Annotated in this window: 11 protein-coding genes and 1 pseudogene; all 12 read right to left on the bottom strand. The window is 68.4% G+C overall.

What is annotated here, in order from left to right:
- Nucleotides 1-214 precede the first annotated feature (214 nt).
- Nucleotides 215-1,456, bottom strand: a complete 1,242-nt coding sequence (locus tag KS03_RS03845) for an MFS transporter (protein ID WP_015878089.1) — start codon at nucleotides 1,454-1,456, stop codon at nucleotides 215-217.
- 1 nt (nucleotide 1,457) lies between these two features.
- The gene (locus tag KS03_RS03840) at nucleotides 1,458-2,012 is read right to left on the bottom strand and encodes a hypothetical protein (RefSeq protein WP_015878090.1); all 555 of its coding nucleotides are present in this window, start codon (nucleotides 2,010-2,012) and stop codon (nucleotides 1,458-1,460) included.
- A gap of 49 nt (nucleotides 2,013-2,061) precedes the next feature.
- The gene (locus KS03_RS03835) at nucleotides 2,062-2,808 is read right to left on the bottom strand and encodes a hypothetical protein (protein ID WP_015878091.1); all 747 of its coding nucleotides are present in this window, start codon (nucleotides 2,806-2,808) and stop codon (nucleotides 2,062-2,064) included.
- Nucleotides 2,809-2,964: 156 nt separating this feature from the next.
- On the bottom strand, nucleotides 2,965-4,368 hold the full coding sequence (locus KS03_RS03830) for a sigma-54-dependent transcriptional regulator (RefSeq protein ID WP_015878092.1): 1,404 nt from the start codon (nucleotides 4,366-4,368) through the stop codon (nucleotides 2,965-2,967).
- On the bottom strand, nucleotides 4,353-5,834 hold the full coding sequence (locus KS03_RS03825; protein WP_015878093.1) for a sensor histidine kinase: 1,482 nt from the start codon (nucleotides 5,832-5,834) through the stop codon (nucleotides 4,353-4,355). Before KS03_RS03825 ends, KS03_RS03830 begins: the two co-directional genes overlap by 16 nt.
- A gap of 337 nt (nucleotides 5,835-6,171) precedes the next feature.
- A complete protein-coding gene (locus tag KS03_RS03820; RefSeq protein ID WP_015878094.1) occupies nucleotides 6,172-6,432 on the bottom strand; it encodes a PAAR domain-containing protein in 261 nt (86 codons plus the stop codon).
- A gap of 13 nt (nucleotides 6,433-6,445) precedes the next feature.
- Nucleotides 6,446-7,186, bottom strand: coding sequence for a putative type VI secretion system effector (locus tag KS03_RS03815; RefSeq protein ID WP_015878095.1), 741 nt, complete (start codon nucleotides 7,184-7,186; stop codon nucleotides 6,446-6,448).
- Entirely contained in the window at nucleotides 7,183-10,008 is a 2,826-nt protein-coding gene (locus KS03_RS03810) for a T6SS effector BTH_I2691 family protein (protein ID WP_015878096.1), read from the bottom strand. Before KS03_RS03810 ends, KS03_RS03815 begins: the two co-directional genes overlap by 4 nt.
- Nucleotides 10,005-10,997, bottom strand: coding sequence for a DUF4123 domain-containing protein (locus KS03_RS03805; protein WP_230674404.1), 993 nt, complete (start codon nucleotides 10,995-10,997; stop codon nucleotides 10,005-10,007). Before KS03_RS03805 ends, KS03_RS03810 begins: the two co-directional genes overlap by 4 nt.
- Nucleotides 10,998-10,999: 2 nt before the next feature.
- Nucleotides 11,000-13,534 carry a type VI secretion system Vgr family protein gene (locus KS03_RS03800; RefSeq protein ID WP_015878098.1) on the bottom strand — a complete coding sequence of 845 codons (2,535 nt, stop codon included), beginning with the start codon at nucleotides 13,532-13,534 and terminating at the stop codon, nucleotides 11,000-11,002.
- A 601-nt stretch (nucleotides 13,535-14,135) separates the two neighbouring features.
- Nucleotides 14,136-14,347: pseudogene (locus KS03_RS32160) on the bottom strand (transposase); the annotation flags it as partial.
- Between the two features lie 147 nt (nucleotides 14,348-14,494).
- Complete coding sequence (locus KS03_RS03795; protein ID WP_015878099.1) at nucleotides 14,495-15,706, bottom strand: cytochrome P450; 1,212 nt, start codon at nucleotides 15,704-15,706, stop codon at nucleotides 14,495-14,497.
- Between the last annotated feature and the right edge of the window lie 301 nt (nucleotides 15,707-16,007).

Here is a 16,007-nt window from a genome sequence, read left to right as displayed (position 1 = left end):
TTCCACCTCGGCCGATGCGCCCCGCGCATCGGGCGCAGATCACGCGGCCGCGCCGGCAATGCCGCGGCCTCGCCCATCCGGAGCATGACGGCGGCTGCGCATCGCTTCCTGCCCGATGCGCACGATGCGCGTGCCCGGCGCCATCACGCGCCGCTGGCGGCGGGCCGGCATGGCGCCGATGCAACGCGGCGCGCGGCGCCGCCCCGCCGCCGCTTCACGCCGTTGGCGACGCATCGGCGGGCGCCGCGCCGCTCGGGCTGCAAGCCCGCCGCAGCGTGGCGCCGAAACCGAGCCACAGCGCGAGCGAGCCGGTGGACACCGCGCCGAGCGTGACGAACGCGGCGGCGTAGCCGAAGTGTTGCGCGACGATGCCGCCCAGCGCGGGGCTCAGCGCCGCGCCGACGCCCTGCACCGTCATGACCATGCCCTGCCCGGCATTCATGCGCCCGCTGCCGCGCAGCAGCCGCACGACGAGCGCCGGCACGGCCACCCCCAGGAGCCCGGCGCCGATGCCGTCGAGCACCTGCACCGGCCAGACGCCCCACGCCGTGATGAAGGTGGCCGCGAGCGCGCCGCGCAGCGGCAGCGCGAGAAACGCGAGCAGCACCACGTTCCAGTATCCGAGGCGCCGGATCAGCGATGGCGCGACCCAGGCCGCGGCCACCATCACCAGTTGGGCGACCACGATGGTCTGCGCGGCCAGCGCGCTCGGGTTGCTCGCGTGTGCCGCAACCACCGCGAGGCTGTAAAGCGGCAGCATCGCCGCGTTGCCGAGATGGAACAGCGCGAGCGCCGCCGCGAGCAGCAGCAGCGAGCGGTTGCCGAGCAGCACGCGCGCGCCGCCGGCCGGGGCATGCGTCGCGCCGAGCCCCCGCGCGCTGTCGTGATCGATCGCCCCGCCCGGCACGAGCAGCGTGGCGCCCACCGTCAGCACGCCGAACACCCCCGCCAGCAAGAACACCGCGGCGAAGCCGAAGTGCCAGCCGAGCCAGCCCGACAGCGCCGCGCCGACGACGTTGCCTGCGTGATTGGCCATCTGGTTGCGCCCGAACTGCCGGTCGAAGCCGCCTTCGCGCACCATGCCGAGCGTCACGCCCATCACGGCCGGGCCGAGCACGGCGCCGGTCAGCGCGGTAAACACCTGCGATACGGCCACCACCCAGCCGCGCTGCGAGAACCACAGCACGAGCGAGGCGAGCGTGGTCAACACGGCCGCCACGACGATGATGCCGCGCTTGCGGCGGCTCGCGTCCACCAGCGCGCCGGCCGGCGAGGTCGCGAGCATGCCGGCGATGCCGCCGAGCGTCATCACCGTGCCGATCGCGTCGGCCCGCCAGCCCTGCGCCTGCAGGAACACGCCGAGGAACGGGCCGAGCCCGGCCTGCACGTCGGCCATGAAGAAATTCAGCGCTTCGAGCGCGTGCCGGGCCCGCCCGGTGGGTTGAACGGCGGACATGTCAGTCCTGCGCGTCGATCAGTTCCGCGATCTCGTCGACGTCGATGGTCCGGCCGCGCCGGGTGCTGACGCCGCGCCCCCAGGCCTGCACGTGCGCCCCGCGCGCGAGATACGCAGCCAGCTCGGCGGCGGCGTGCGGCGGCATGCGCAGCGAGGTGCCGTCGTCGAGCAGCGCGCCGCGCAGCTCGCCCTTCGGGCCATGCAGCGGCAGCACCACTTCGCCGCTCGCCTCCATCGGCTTCGGCTCCAGGCGCGGCTTGTCGTGCGCGGGCCCGCCGTGGCCCGGCCCCTCGTCGACGATCGTCGTGCCGCGCCGCGTCGTCAGCGCGACCGCGGTGAGCATCTCCACGCCGCGCGGCTTCACCGCGCGCACGCGGATCTCGTCGCCCACCGCCACCTGGCGCTCGATCAGCGCCGACAGGTGGGGCGGCACGTGGACTTGGCGCGGCTGCCGCGTGCCGAGCACGAAACCGTCGATCTCGCCGTGCGGATTCAGCAGGAAGCGCGTGACCGTGCCGCGCGATTCGGGAAGGCTTTCAGGGTCGATCCAGTGCATGTCGATCATCCTTGTGAATTGGGAGCAATGTGGGAATCGGGCCGCGCGATCAGGGGGCCGGCGGCGCGTCGTCGTAGAGCCGGGTCAGGTTGTTCGGCGCGCCGAACGCGGTGGCCTGCAGCGCCGTGCCGTAGCGGTTGCGCGTGCCGTAGCCTTGCGCCGCCACCTCCGCGCCGGGCTGCACGAGCGTGGCGAACCGCTGGGCGACGGGCGGCGTGAGCTTGATGACGGTGCCGTCGGTCAGCACCACGCCGTCGGGCTCGCCGCGCGGGGCGGTGGTGACGTGCGCCACCCGGCCCTGCACGCCCAGGCGCGACAGCGCGATGCCGCGCGCCTCGCGCGGCGGGGGCGGCAACGCGTCGGCCGGCGGCAGATCGACGAACTGCCGCCCATTGCCGGCGACGACGCGCTGCGCCATGACATTGCCGGCGCCGTCGCGCGTGCCGCTCACCTGCACCCGATCGCCGACGCGCACGTCGGCCGCCAGGCGCGCGCCCAGGCCGGGGGAGAAGCGCACCAGCGCGCCGCCGTCGCCGATGAAACCGTCGATGTCGCCGTCCGGATTGGTGACGAAGCGCGTCACGGTCGCGTCCAGGGTGGCGTCCGGTGCGGGCGCCACGCCCGGGGGAGGCGGCGGCACCGCCGCGGCGGGCGGCATCGCGGGCACGGGCGGCACGGCGCCGGGGGCCGGCTGCGCGGCGCACGCGCCGCTTGCCGCGAACAGCGCGGCAAGACTGGCCGCAGCGAGAAGGTGGGCGGCGACGCGGCGGCCCGGGAATGTCGACGAGATTTGCATGATGTTGCGCTCCTTGAGAAGTCACGCCAGGTCTCATGCAAACGCCGTGCCACCGGCGCGAGCCCCGTCGCGTGGGGCGCGCGCCGCGCGCATGGGGCTGCCGGTGTCAAACAAACCGGACACCTGCGTCCGGATGCTTGACACCGGCACGCCGCGTCAGGCGCCCGGCTCGGCGTCGGCAGACGTGATGCCCAGGCTGGCCAGCCGGGTGTAGAGCGACTGACGGCTGATGCCGAGCCGGCGCGCCGCTTCGGCGCGGTTGCCGTTGCTGGACGCCAGCGCGCGCACGATCAGCGCGCGCTCGAGCTGCGCCAGCGCCTCGTTGAGCGGCAGCTCGGCGAACTGGGCCGGCACCGCGTCGGCGTCGGCGTCGGCGGCGCCGGCCGCGGCATCGAGAAGGAACGCGAAGTCGTCGCGCGTGAGCAGTGGGCCTGGCGCGAGCGCGCTGGCGCGCTCGATCGCGTTGGCCAGCTCGCGCACGTTGCCGGGCCAGGTGAAGGTGACGAGCAGGCGCTGCGCCTCGACGGAAAGCCGCTTGCGCGCCGCCGCCGGTGCAAGCGCGGCGAGAAAGTGCTCCGCGAGCGGCAGGATGTCGGCCACGCGCTCACGCAGCGGCGGGATATGCAGCGGGATCACGTCGAGCCGATACAGCAGGTCCTGGCGGAACGCGCCGGCCGCGACGCGCTCCTGCAGGTCGCGGTGGGTGGCCGCCACCACGCGCACGTCCACCGCCATCGGGCGGGCCGCGCCGAGCGGCGTGACCTGGCGCTCCTGCAGCACGCGCAGCAGCTTGGCCTGCATCGCAATCGGCATGTCGCCGATCTCGTCGAGGAACAGCGTGCCGCCGTGCGCCTGCGCGATGCGCCCCTGCCGTGGCGCGTGGGCGCCCGTGAACGCCCCCTTGTCGTGGCCGAACAGCTCGCTTTCGAGCAGCGCCTCGGGGATCGCCGCGCAGTTGACGGCGACGAACGGGCCGCCGGCGCGCGCCGACTCGCGGTGCAGCACGCGGGCGGCCACCTCCTTGCCGGTGCCCGTCTCGCCGGTGATGAGCACGGTCGAATCGGCCGCCGCGGCACGCCCCAGGCGCTTCTGCACGCCCCGCATGGCCTCGCTGATGCCGAGCAGTTGCGGCCCGTCGGACGGTGCGTCGTCGAGGAAGGCCGACGGCGCCTCGGCGTCGGCCGCCTCGCGCTGCCCGGCGAGCACGCGGCCGAGCAGCGCGGCGATCTCGGCGCGGCCGACCGGCTTGGTCAGGTGCTCGAAGGCGCCCAGCCGCATGGCGCCGATGGTGTTGGCGCTCGTCGCATGCGCGGTCAGCATCACCACCGGCACGCGGTCGGCGCCGTCCATGGCGCGCAGCGCTTCGAGCACCGCCAGGCCGTCCGCGCCGGGCAGCCGGAAATCGAGGAACACGCAGGCGGGCGCGGCGCCGGCCCGCAACATCGCGAACGCCTCGTCGCCGGAGCCGGCCTCGAGCGGAACGTGGCCGAGGTCCTCGATGGTTTCGGCGAGGCCTTCGCGAAACGCATCGTCGTCGTCGATGATCAGTATGGTCGCCATGGCAGTTCGATCACGAAGCAGGTGGGGTTCGCGTCGCTGGCGAGCCAGGCACGGCCGCCGTGCGCCGCAGCGATTTCCCGCACGACGACGAGGCCGAGGCCGGCCCCGTCGGGGCGGGCCGTCACGAACGGCTCGAAGATCCGGTCGCGCTCGGCGGCGCCGACGCCCGGCCCGTCGTCGCTCACCTCCAGCCGGAGCCGTTCGCCCTCGGGCGCCTGCGCGGCAAGCGCGCGCACCGACACCTGGCCGCCGGGCGACGCGTGGCGCAGTGCGTTGAGGATCAGATTGTCGAGCGCGCGAGCAAGCTGGGCGGGATCGAACACCGGCCGCGACGTGCCGGGTGCGGCCTCGACGGTCAGCTTCAGGCCGCGCCGCTCGGCGTTCGGTTCGTGGGTATGCACGATGTCGGCAAGCCAGGCCGGCAGATCGACCTCGCAGGCCTGGACCGTCACCGGCCGCGTCAGGGCCAGCAGGCTGGCGACCTGCGTCTCGATGCGCCCGAGCTGCACGATGATGGTACGCAGCGCCGCCTCGCGGCGGGCATCGTCGCCGGCGAGCGCGTTTTCCGCCTTCAGGCGCATGGCGCCGGCCGGATTCCGGATCTCGTGGGCGACCTGCGCGGCCAGCTTGCCCAGGGTGCTGAACCGCTGCGCCTGCGCGAGCTGCTCGCTGAGCGCCCGTGTCTCGCGCTGCAGCGTCGCGGCGCGCTCGGCGTAGCGGTTCAGCGCATCGACGATCTGGTCGAGATCGCGCTCCCCGAGCGGCGCCAGCCGCTCGCCGCGCTCGAACGCGCCGGCCGGGGCGAGCGCCCGCTCCAGCCGCGTCAGGTCGCGCCGCCAGCGCCGCAGCGCCAGCGCCAGGAACACGGCCAGCACGAGGATGATCGCGAGCATGGCCGCCAGCACCTGCGCGGCGCTTTCGCCGCGCGGGCCGAGCGGCGGATGCGCGCGCGTCAGCGTCCAGGCGAACAAGGCCTCGTGATGCGGCACGGGGCAGCCCACGGCGATCACCGCATCCGCGCCGCTCGACACCACATGCGAGCGCGTCCGGCCCGCGGCTGCCGTGTCCGCCAGCGCGCGCAGGATCAGCGGCGTTTCCGCCTCGGGAATGTCGCGCTTCACGCCGCTGCCGTCGTAGGTCGGGAACGCGTAGGCCTGGAAGCCGCCCGCCGCGGCCGCGGACCCGCGCAGCCAGAAGCCGCCTTCGATGCCCTCGCTGCGGCTCAGCACGAGATCGAGCACGGCGTGCATGAGATCCACGTTTGCTTCGTTCGCGCGTTGCATCGACAGGTCGTATCGCGAGGCGACCGTCGCGCAGGCCGCCGAAGCCTGCTGCGTGCCGAGCGCCACGCGCTCGCCGAGCGCCGACGACAGCATCAGCCACACCGCAGCCGTGAGCAGGCTGCAGAGGACCGCGACCAGAATCCAGAGCGCGACGATCTGAGTGGAAAACGGAAGTCTCGGCATGGGCGGCCTGTGAAAAGAAGCGGTTGGCGAGGCCTCGCGGCGGCCTCCGTCCCGTTGGCCGGCGGCGGTGCGCGCCGTGAATCGGCCGGCCCGGACGCCGTCAGGCACGATCGTACACGGGCGCCGGCACCCGACGATGGCGAAGGCCGCCAGGAGCGCGGCCGCCGCGGTGCAAGCTTACTGGAAATCGCGAACCCGGGCGGACGGGCGTGTGCCGCCGCCCCGCCGGGCGGGGGCCCGCGCGAAGTCTTCAAGGGAATTCACGGCACGCCGATGCGAGGCCACTGACGCTCGGCATAACGGCCCGCACTTCATTGTGAAGATGACCCGGAGCCTGCTATGCCGAGGCCGCTAAACTCGAAATCAGCGCGCATCCGCACGTTGCCTTGTGTCCATGCCGCGCGATCGGCACGCCGTTGTCAGTCATCGAGGCGTCTCCCTCGACGATGACATTGGGCTTTACGTCAGGATGCCGGGGACACGACACTTCGTCGCCCTTGCGGGCCACGAAACGGCCGTCGAAGCGCATCGTGGTGGAGGCGGTGATGACTTTTCCGCCGTGGTCGGTGTCGTCGCCGAGGCGCACTAGATTCATCATGGAAGTCGGCGGTTCAGTAGCGGAAATAGAGTATGCCGAGCGCACCAGGATCGCTCGGCGTCTTGGTCTTCTTCGTGATCGCTGGCAGGTCGATGTGTTTGACATTCGGCCAGCCGAAAACTTCGAAGATACCTTCTGCTAGATGTACAAAGCCCATGAACCGTTTGGCGATTCGATAGGCTATGACTCCGTAGATCAGTGCGGCAAGGAGACCTCCTGCAAGACAAACCAATATGAAAGGAACAATGTCTGCGGCAGAAACTGATTTAAAATAGGCGACTATCGCTATCAATGTCCAAGAAGCGAACAGTAATCCCCCGACTAGCTTGCAGAACCACGAAAACGATGCTTTATAGTGAGCGTAGCGTCCCCGGCTGCAATGTGGATGTAATGCGACGATGCGGTCGTCGACTCGACGGATGCCATATCCGATCCAACCTTCGCTGCCGGGCTCGGCCACGACTTCTACCTCGTCCCCTTCCTTAAAAACTGATATCCAGATCCACGCTTGAACCGACTTGCCGTCGAGTTCGAACTCGAGGAGGTCGGCCTCCTCTGTCGTGTCCATTGCCATCGTGCCCAATCCGGCCGCGACACCTCCAAGTCCGGTAAGACCTGCTGCGATTGCCGTGGCACCCATGTTGGTGCGGTCACTCGCGGTAAAGACGAAATCCCGACGGCAGCGCGTCTTGCGCAGGTTCTGGATGCGGCCGCGCAACAACTGTGCGGTACCCTGCGTAACTTTCGTTGTCATTCCTTTGCTCCCTCTGCCTGAAGACCGACTGCCTTCAACGCTTTTTCGAATCCTTCGTGTTGCTTACCCGCAGACCAAGGTGGCGAATTGGGCGATTTACCGAATACACATTTCTCTAGCCACGATTGCATCTCGTCGTCTTCCCACCACGCGATCAGCAACTGGATCACCATAATAACGATCGCGATTTCCCATCCCGACAGGAACAGCACGGCGCGGCCGAGCATCAGCAGCGCAGCGCGCTCGCCAATGACGACCCCCGCTTCCTCAGCCGCTGCATCCATGGCCGTAGTAACTGCGACGTTAACAGCCTTGCCAGCAGCCAGTGCCTCCGTTCGCGCCGCCGCACCTTCAATTCCTGCGCCGATCTTGCCGAGCCAGGCTACTTTTCCTCCAGCGACGCGCGCGATCAGTGGTGCCGACGAGGACATCGCCGTCAGAAGATTGGCAGATACGGTCCCCAATCCCAAGACTACTTTGAACACGTAGGCCACCCCGAGCGAATACTTTCGATTTTTGAAATTGTCGGATACCTTACCTGCGTCCACGACGGCGCCGATAAGCGCCGATACCCCCCCCAAATACCCCGTGATCGCCTTAAGATTCGCCAACGTCTGCGCGGCATGCTCTGCCATCGCGGTCATTGCCTTGGTGGACGCCGTGAGGCAGGCCGACGTGGCCGACAAGCCGCTCGCCACGAGCAGCGCATAATCCTGCCCGCTCTTGTCAACCTTCGTCAGTGCTGCCGCGAAGCAGAACACCTCGATGATCGCCAGCACGCCGGCGATTCGGATGCCAGTGGCCGCTTCCTCGCCTTCCTTCGTGACTCGCACGGCGTTCCATTGTGCACGCATGACCTCGCCGCGCTTATCCGCCGCCAGATCTCGCATCGCTTCCGTGAAAGCCCGTTGTGCTGGTACGCCGGCCCGCCTGAGCGCCTGGTAGCCGCGTTCGAACGCTTCCCGCAGCGCGGGCTCCGCCTTCACCGCTTCCTTCACGATCTTGACCGTATCGTCCTTGCTGATGCCCACGCGCATCATCAGCACGGCGCGGATCAGGTACTCGCCGGCGCAATCGCCCGTCTTGCCGATGCCGGTCCATTTGAAGAGCGCGTTGCCAGTGGCGACGACCAGCCGGTCGGTGTGATACTTCTTGAGCGCCGCTTCGGTCGAGGAGACGGGCGTCGCGTGCTCATCCACCTCCCCGATCTTCTCTCGGAGTTCCGAGAACGTCTTCAGCTTTTCCAGTGCCTTGGCGATCTTCTCCGACCACTCCGCGAGCTGCTCGCCTAGCGGTGCGCGGTAGGCGGTCGCCTGCGCGAGCAGTTCCTTGATCTCGGCTTTCGGCTCGCGCTGGTTGTACGCATAGGCACGCCAGACGAGGCTCGTGGCCTGCGTCGGGTCCGTTTGATTGACCAGGGTTTCGACGATCTTCTCGCCCTTTGCCTCGGAAGGCAGGCCGGTGATGGCCTCGGCCACCACGCCATCGAACGCGACGCCGTCGCCGATGTCGGTTTCGCTGTAGTCGTGAAGCGTGGCGAGCAGTACCGGTGCCTTCAACCAGGCATCGATGTCATCGGCACGCTTGGCCTGTAGCGCCTCAATGTCGTGCTGGAGTGCCTCGAACCGCGACTTGAAGTGCTCCAGCTTCGTGATGTCGAGCTTCTCGCGGTACTTCGGCCAGGCTTCGTTGCCGATGCGCTGCGCCTCGGCGGGACTGATCTCGCCCGCAGCTTCGATGCGTCTGTCGGATGCCGCCTGCTCGGCGGGCGAGAGGAGGGGCGTGATCGGCACCACGCCGTCGCCGGCGTAGGGGTTCGCCTTCAGCGCCTCCCACCCCGCCTGCAGGGCCGAGCGCATCCGGCTCTTGGATGCCACCGCGCCGTTGCGGACGAGGATTTCGGCCTCGTCAATCGACTGCATGGCGTCGACCTGCGCGGCCCGCTCCTTGACGTAGAGCTGCAGCATGCTTCCGGCGTCGTTACGGAAACCATTGAGCTCATGCACCGCGCCGATGCCATCCCACAGAGCCAGCAGCATCGGCGGATGCGACTTGCCGGGGCTGGTTTCGCCGACGGTATGCATGAGCTTCACCAGCTGCGTGCTGGCCGAGTCGGGCGTCGCCTGACGGATCGCCAACGGATACCGCGTCGCCACGCGGGCAAGCAGGTCCGGCTTGTATTGGCCGGTCCCATCGGAGAGCGCTGCCGGGGGCGGATTGAGCAGCTTGGGATCGAAGCCGGGCATGTATTCGACCACGTCGTCGACGCAGGCCTGTGTCGCCAGCACGGCGTGACCATGCGGATCCGTGCCCGACCCGATCCACTGCGCCGGCTCGATCGACTGCATGCGCTGGGCGCGCAGCGCGGCATTGCTGGCGTACTGCTTGAAGATCTCGTCGTGCCAGGCGTGCTCGGAAAACGCCAGCCAGACCGTGCCGCATTTCTGCGGCTGCTCGACGGTGATGATGTCCATCTGGAGCGCGACGCCCGTTTGCACGCAGGCCGGGTCCGTGCGCGGCTCGCGCGGCAACGGCAGGTCCTGCTTCCACAGTCGCCCGTCCGGCGTCACCCGGTAGGCCTGCCAATAATCGCGGCCGCGCGCGCCGCGCTCGTAGAACACGAACAGCCAGCCCTCACGCAGCGTGCGCAGGCCGTACTGGTGTTCCTGCAGCGCGATATCGGTCATGCCTTTGCCGGTGATGCCGGCCGGCAGCTTGAGATGGGCATTCTTCGGCAACACCGCGTAGCGCACCGGCAGAATCGGCAAGCCGGTCTTTTCGCAGTTGGCGCAGTTCTTCTTGCGGGTCGTCTCTTGGGTCATGCTGGCAATCGATCCCCGTCGTTGTTCTGTGCGCCATGCCACTCGCCGCGCCGGATTTCGTCGATTTCATCCGTCGACAATTCGCTCACGGCCGCCGTGTAGAAGTACTCGGGCGACACCTCGCCGAGCGCCTGGGCCACCCGCGGATGCGTGTCGAAGTGCGGGTGCCAGGCGAGCGCGTGACCGATGAAGGCGAGCTTGTCGTCGCGATCCGCGAGGCGGTGATGTTCCGCGCGGGCGGCGGCAGCCACCGCAGCTTCCACCGTCTGCGCATCGGGCTGTCGTCCGGTGGCGCTGATATGCAGCGCGAGCGCGCGATTGACCAGGCCATGCCGGCGGATCGCGGCCCACTGTTCGGGTTTGAGCGCGAGCTCACTGTGCATGGCCGGATACAGGCCGGTGTAGGCCTTCGGCAGGGCGCCGGCATCGAGCGCGTGCCAGGCCTTCACCGGGCCGAGCAACGTTTCACGCTGCATCAGCGTCAACACCGGCCACAGCAGGGCAAGGGCGCGCGAATCGTAAAACCGCAGCGCACATGTCACGCCCTGGTCGTCGGTCTGCAATACGTGGCTCGCCAAGTGCCGCGCGACATCCTGCGCCGGTGCGGGCGTCGCCAGCCAGCCGCCGATGCGCTGCCCGGGGCCGCGCGCAATCGCCTCGGGGCGCCGGTCCGCCAGCGCGACGCGCACGCTGTCGGCCAGCAGCGCGCCGAACTGGGGCGCCGATGGATCGAGCTCCAGCAGGTAGGGCGACTGATGCGCCGGGAATGCGTCGTGCCCAATCGGTATGGTGATGCGTGAGAGTTCAAGCAGCGACGGTTTGCCCTTGTCTGGCGCCGGCAGCTCACGTGGATGCGGATCGACGAGCAGCAGGCAGTGCATCTCGCGGTTGCGGCTGAAATATTTGCGCAAGGCGACGACGACAGCTTCGACGGCTGGGGGACTGGTGGGATCGGTGTTGCCCAGCGTGGGCATATTCAGGTCGCTCATGGTCATCCCAGCTCTACGCTCGAGGCGCTGTCGGCCGCGGCGCCGCCCATCCTCCATGCGCAGCTCTTTGCCGCGCTCGGGAGTTCGGCGGGCAGGCGCATCGAGGCGGCGCCGGGCTTGTCCCAGCTCGCGCATTTTTCGAGGATCTGGCCCGTGGTGCCGTTCTCGATCAGGTCCGGCGTGATCTTGATATACGAGCCGCCGGCGCCGATCCAGATTTCCTTGTCGGCCGACAGCACGAGCCGCCCGCTGGCGCTCGTGATCGTCAGATCCTTGAGCGCCGAGAGCGCCATCGCGTCGCTTTGCGCCTGAATCTCGACCTTGCCCTTGGCCGCAAAAAGCTTCATGCCGGCGTTCTGCACGAACAGGCTGAGCTTTTCCATCGCGCTCACGAGAAACGATTTGCCCGCCGCGACGTGCGTGCTCTGGCCGCTGACCACGTTGACGTGCTGACTGGCGGTGGCCTGAAGCGAGTCCTGCGTGGACAGCCCCATGCCGGCGGGGCTGGCCAGCAGCATGACCGGCATGGCGAAGCCGTTGGCGCTTCCCTGCCCGCCGCCCGCGGTACGCCCTCCAGCCACACTGCCGGCGTTGCTGTAGTGGGTCGCCTGCGTAAACCGATCGAGTGCGTGCAACCCGTCGTCAAGGCCTTCCGCACGATTCGCCGCGCTGGCCTGCGAGGCCAGGTCGGCAACCTGACGTGCGCCGGCGAGCTGATCGGCCGCCGGGGCCACGTCGAGCGGCTGCGCCGTTGTGGTCGGATGCGTCGACACGAATAATCCCTGACCGGCCCGCAAGGCGCCGTAGGCGTCGGATTTGAGGTCGAAGCCCCGGCCCAGGAAGGCTCCGCGGCTATTGTTCTCGTGCTGGATGAGATAGCCGAGATGCAAGTGAGTCTGATAGCTGCTCGAGTAAAGTTGGACGCGGTTTTGCCCGGTCGAATCATCCAGCGCCAGCTGGTTGTAGCCGCTGCCGCTATATTCCTTCGACCGATAGCCGGAGAGCAGTCCATCGCTGTGCCACACCGGTTGCGTGTCGCCGCCGAAGACACGCGAAACCACCACGGGGCGGTCGCAATCGCCGCCGACGAAGTCCACGAGAACTTCATCGCCATCGCGCAGCGGATGAACCGCGCCGCGCTGGGAGCCCGCATCGGCAAACGCCGTACGTACCCAGCAACAGGCCTGCGCGTCGCGATACCAGGGGAAGTGCAGCCTCGCGCGGTTCAGGCGGTCGGTGAGCACTTCTTCGCCGTTGGGTGCGGTGACGACGGCGTTCATCAGCGACATGGTGGGCTTGCGATGCTCCCGAGGCAGGCGGAATGGCGTGCTGCGCCGCTGCAATTCCACCTTGACCTGAAAGAAGCCCTGGCTGCCGTCCACGTCCCCGCCCGCCGAGCCTGCCCGGCCGGCGGCCCGTGCCGCGAGCTCGTCGCGCAGGCTGTCCTCGAGCGACGGATAGGCGTCCAGGCCCGGCACGTTGTTGCGGATCATCCAGTCCACACCGAGAATGACGTATTCGTTGTCGCCTGACTGGCCGCTGTCGAGCGCCGCGCCTCGCGAAAGCGTGAACCGATAGCCGGGCATCGCAGCCCGCAAGCCGCCCACCGCGTCGAATCGCTGGATCTGCGATTCCCACGCCTCGATACGGTTGCGCACGTAACGCTCACCGTCGCTGTCTGCCCCCCAGGTATAGGCGCCGGTGTAGTCGTACACTTCGCCGTCAACCGGCAGCCCGTCCGGCGATGCGGTGGCGCATTCGATGCGCTTGTCGGCGCTGGGTTGCTTGTAGTCGAAGGTGTTGGCGGTAAGTCGCGCGCTTTGCAACTGCATCCGCTCGCGAAACGAGACGAAGCCGTCGAACTCCTCGTTATCGCCCGCGTGGCTGAGCTGCACGACACTCTGCTTGAGCACCGGCACCTGAGAGACGCTGTCCGTCACGACGAACGTATGCGAGCGGCCGTCTTCGGCAAATTCGAAGCGCCCGAACACGCCGGCTTCCTCCATGCTCCGGTACACGAAATTCAGATCGGTTTCCCACTGCATGCGGTAGGAATATGCCGGCATCGGCTCGTTCAGATCGAAACGGTAGGCGTTATGTGTGGTTGCCTGAGGGTGGGCTCGAAAAACGTCGATCAGAATTTGTTCGCCGGTCGTTTCTTGCCAGTCACGCTGATCGCGGCGCAAGCGCAGGAAGTAGAGCCACGACGAGAATCGGAGTTGATAGTAGGCGCACGAGCCGTCCGCGCCCAATTCGGCGAAGTGATGAACGTAGCCGTGAATGGGCATGTAGGAGCGGTCGGTTTGCCTGATCCACAAGGTGACCGCTGAGCCGAGTATGGCCCGTGCATCGATGTCGCCGCCGTCGAGCAGCGCGGCGGCCTCGACGACGAATTCGTAGTCCCGGCCCAGGCGGGCAGTGCCCTTGACCCAGAGCGGCACCAACCGGTCGGGGCCTGCGGGCGTGTCGAGTTTGACCACGCGCTCGAACTGCGCATAACCACCTCGTAATGTTCTGCTCAGCGATTCGGAAGCCATGCGCCGTACCGGAAGTTTTATGTTTTCGACCGGTTCGGATTTTAGAGATGGCGGAGGGCTTCTAGCAATGCCATCCGACAGTCAATCGGGCTGGATCGCCTGGGGTTTACAATTCTTTCCCACTGAAAATCGTAATTCACGTCCATATCGGCAAATAAGCCAGATGCCCTGCCGCAGACAAGTCATTTTTTCCTGTCCAATCGAAGCATGGCAGCGCATCCACGAAGCAATTCCATTTGCCTTACAGCAGCGGTGCGACATAATAATTTCGCTGAACGAAAGCAATTAAAAATACTTGGTAAATCATTTGTCAGGAGAGGCTGATTGCGCTGCGTAGTGATGGACGCGCTGCCGGCGAGCGGGTGGACGGAATCGGCGATTGCGCCCGGTGGCCGCCGCAGCAAGGGAGAAGCCCGCCTGCGCGAACCGTGCCGCATGCTGCATGCTTGCCGATTGTGCAGGTCAGCCCGTTGTATCTACGCGGTCGTCGAAGGCCAGCTGATCGGCCGTTCGATCGACATGACGGGCCGGGCGTCGTCCTGCGCTGCGGGCCGGGCCTTCGCGCTTCGCGTGGGGCCTCTCTGACAGGCCGGTTCAAATTCTGTTCGGTATGCCTAAATATGTTCCACCACACAAGCGCACCGGCGAGTCTCAAGCATGGTTGCGTGAACGTCAGCACGTCGCTCGAAGCGAGTCCGTAGGCGACGTAAACGGTGAAGCCAGGCGTGCCGTGCGTTCGACCACCCAACGATACTTGCCGGGTCCGCTGCCGTGTTCGGTCCGGCGCTTCGCGCTCCCTGGCTGGATCGCACGGCAGTTCGCCGCTGGGCGGCAGCGAGCGCTCGCGCGAGGTGCGGTACGGCAGCATCGTTGCGAGCCGCCCGCCCCAGGCGCGCGCCGGCTTCGACCTTCAGGCCAGTCGAGGGTGTTCGCGGGCGCAACCCCGACGGCACGGGCCGCTCACACCAGCCGTACCGGCAGGCTGCGCAGCCCGCGGAACGACAGGCTCTCGGTGCGCTGCGCCTGTTGCGCATCCACCTCGATGCCGGGATACAGCGCGGCCAGCGAAGTGAACACGATCTGCGCCTCGATGCGCGCGAGCAGCGCGCCGAGGCAGGTATGCACGCCGTGCCCGAACGAGAGCACGCGCGACACGGGCCGCCGCACGTCGAGCGTGTCCGGCGCCGCGAAATGGCGCTCGTCGCGGTTCGCCGCGCCCAGCAGCGTATAGACATAGGCGCCCTTCGGCAGCCGCTGTCCGCCCAGTTCGACGTCTTCCCGCGCGGCGCGCCCCGTCAGCTGCACCGGCGCGTCGAAGCGCAGCAGCTCGTTGACGGCAGCCGGCGCGATGGCGGGGTCGTCGGCCAGCAGCCGCCACTGCTCGCGCTCGCGCGACAGCGCGAGCAGGCCGTTGCCGAGCAGGTGGGTGGTGGTGGCGTGCCCCGCCGCCAGCAGCAGGATCAGGTTCGCGATCAGCTCCGGCTCGTCCAGGCGGTCGCCGGCCTCCTCGGCCGCGAGCAGATCGCTGAGCATGTCGTCGCAGGGCTCGCGCCGGCGCTCGCGGATCAGCGCCGCGAAATACGCACCGAACGCGGCGATGCCGGCCTCCGCGTGCGCCGTCTCCGCCTCCGACAGCATCCGGCCGCTGATCACGCTGCCGAACGCGAGCGACCAGTCGTGCAGTTGCGCATGCGCGTCCATCGGCACGCCGAGCACCAGGGCGATCACCATCACCGGCAACGGCACCGCGAACTCGCCGATGAAGTCGATCGTGTGCCCCTTCCGGGCCGCCAGCATCCGCTGCGCGAGTGCCTCGATGCGCGGCCGGAAGGTGTCGAGCCGGCGCGGCGTGAAGGCCTTCGCGAACAGCTTGCGCAGGCGCGTGTGATCGGCACCGTCGAGGAACAGCATCTGCCTCGACAGCGTGCGGCGGATCAGCTGCTCGGCGCCGCCCGGGTCCTCGATGCCGCCCAGGCGCGCGGCCGAGAAACGCGCGTCGTCGAGCACCGCCACCACGTCGGCGTGGCGCGAGACGATCCAGCCGTTGCCGTTCGGGTCCGCGTGGACCGGGCTCTCGTCACGCAGGCGGCGGTACAGCGGATAGGGATCGGCACGCCAGCGCGGCTGGAACAGATCGTAGAGGGAAACCTGCTGAATCTCGGGATCGGACATGGGGGCTCCGGAGGTGCCGAACGAAGAAGCTGGGCGAATCGCGGGACGGCGCTTCGCCGGAGTCGACGATCCTACGCGAGCCGCGTGCCGGTGTCTCGCTCGCCCCGCGGGGCTCGCCCAGCTCAGGCCGGCGGGGAACAGGCTGCGGCGCCCGCCCCCGGCCAGGGGCCGCCGGGGCCTCGCGGCGGTTCGCGAACCTCGACATTGGGCCGATACCGGGATCGGAGCGGTTGCACGGGCCGAGCCACCGGCGGCGGAGAACATGCCCGCAGCAGAGCTTGAGCTTGGGCTCGGTCGCGAT

Origin of the sequence: Burkholderia glumae LMG 2196 = ATCC 33617 (genome assembly GCF_000960995.1) — a bacterium.
Taxonomy (GTDB): Bacteria; Pseudomonadota; Gammaproteobacteria; order Burkholderiales; family Burkholderiaceae; genus Burkholderia; species Burkholderia glumae.
The sequence above is the reverse complement of the archived record's forward strand: the minus strand, read 5'-3'. Positions and strand labels throughout refer to the sequence as shown.

What these genes read in the sequence shown, in the direction of transcription:
- KS03_RS03845 (WP_015878089.1), bottom strand. Translation starts at nt 1,456, where the DNA reads ATGTCCGCCGTTCAACCCACCGGGCGGGCCCGGCACGCGCTCGAAGCG.
- KS03_RS03840 (WP_015878090.1), bottom strand. Translation starts at nt 2,012, where the DNA reads ATGCACTGGATCGACCCTGAAAGCCTTCCCGAATCGCGCGGCACGGTC.
- KS03_RS03835 (WP_015878091.1), bottom strand. Translation starts at nt 2,808, where the DNA reads ATGCAAATCTCGTCGACATTCCCGGGCCGCCGCGTCGCCGCCCACCTT.
- KS03_RS03830 (WP_015878092.1), bottom strand. Translation starts at nt 4,368, where the DNA reads ATGGCGACCATACTGATCATCGACGACGACGATGCGTTTCGCGAAGGC.
- KS03_RS03825 (WP_015878093.1), bottom strand. Translation starts at nt 5,834, where the DNA reads ATGCCGAGACTTCCGTTTTCCACTCAGATCGTCGCGCTCTGGATTCTG.
- KS03_RS03820 (WP_015878094.1), bottom strand. Translation starts at nt 6,432, where the DNA reads ATGATGAATCTAGTGCGCCTCGGCGACGACACCGACCACGGCGGAAAA.
- KS03_RS03815 (WP_015878095.1), bottom strand. Translation starts at nt 7,186, where the DNA reads ATGACAACGAAAGTTACGCAGGGTACCGCACAGTTGTTGCGCGGCCGC.
- KS03_RS03810 (WP_015878096.1), bottom strand. Translation starts at nt 10,008, where the DNA reads ATGACCCAAGAGACGACCCGCAAGAAGAACTGCGCCAACTGCGAAAAG.
- KS03_RS03805 (WP_230674404.1), bottom strand. Translation starts at nt 10,997, where the DNA reads ATGAGCGACCTGAATATGCCCACGCTGGGCAACACCGATCCCACCAGT.
- KS03_RS03800 (WP_015878098.1), bottom strand. Translation starts at nt 13,534, where the DNA reads ATGGCTTCCGAATCGCTGAGCAGAACATTACGAGGTGGTTATGCGCAG.
- KS03_RS03795 (WP_015878099.1), bottom strand. Translation starts at nt 15,706, where the DNA reads ATGTCCGATCCCGAGATTCAGCAGGTTTCCCTCTACGATCTGTTCCAG.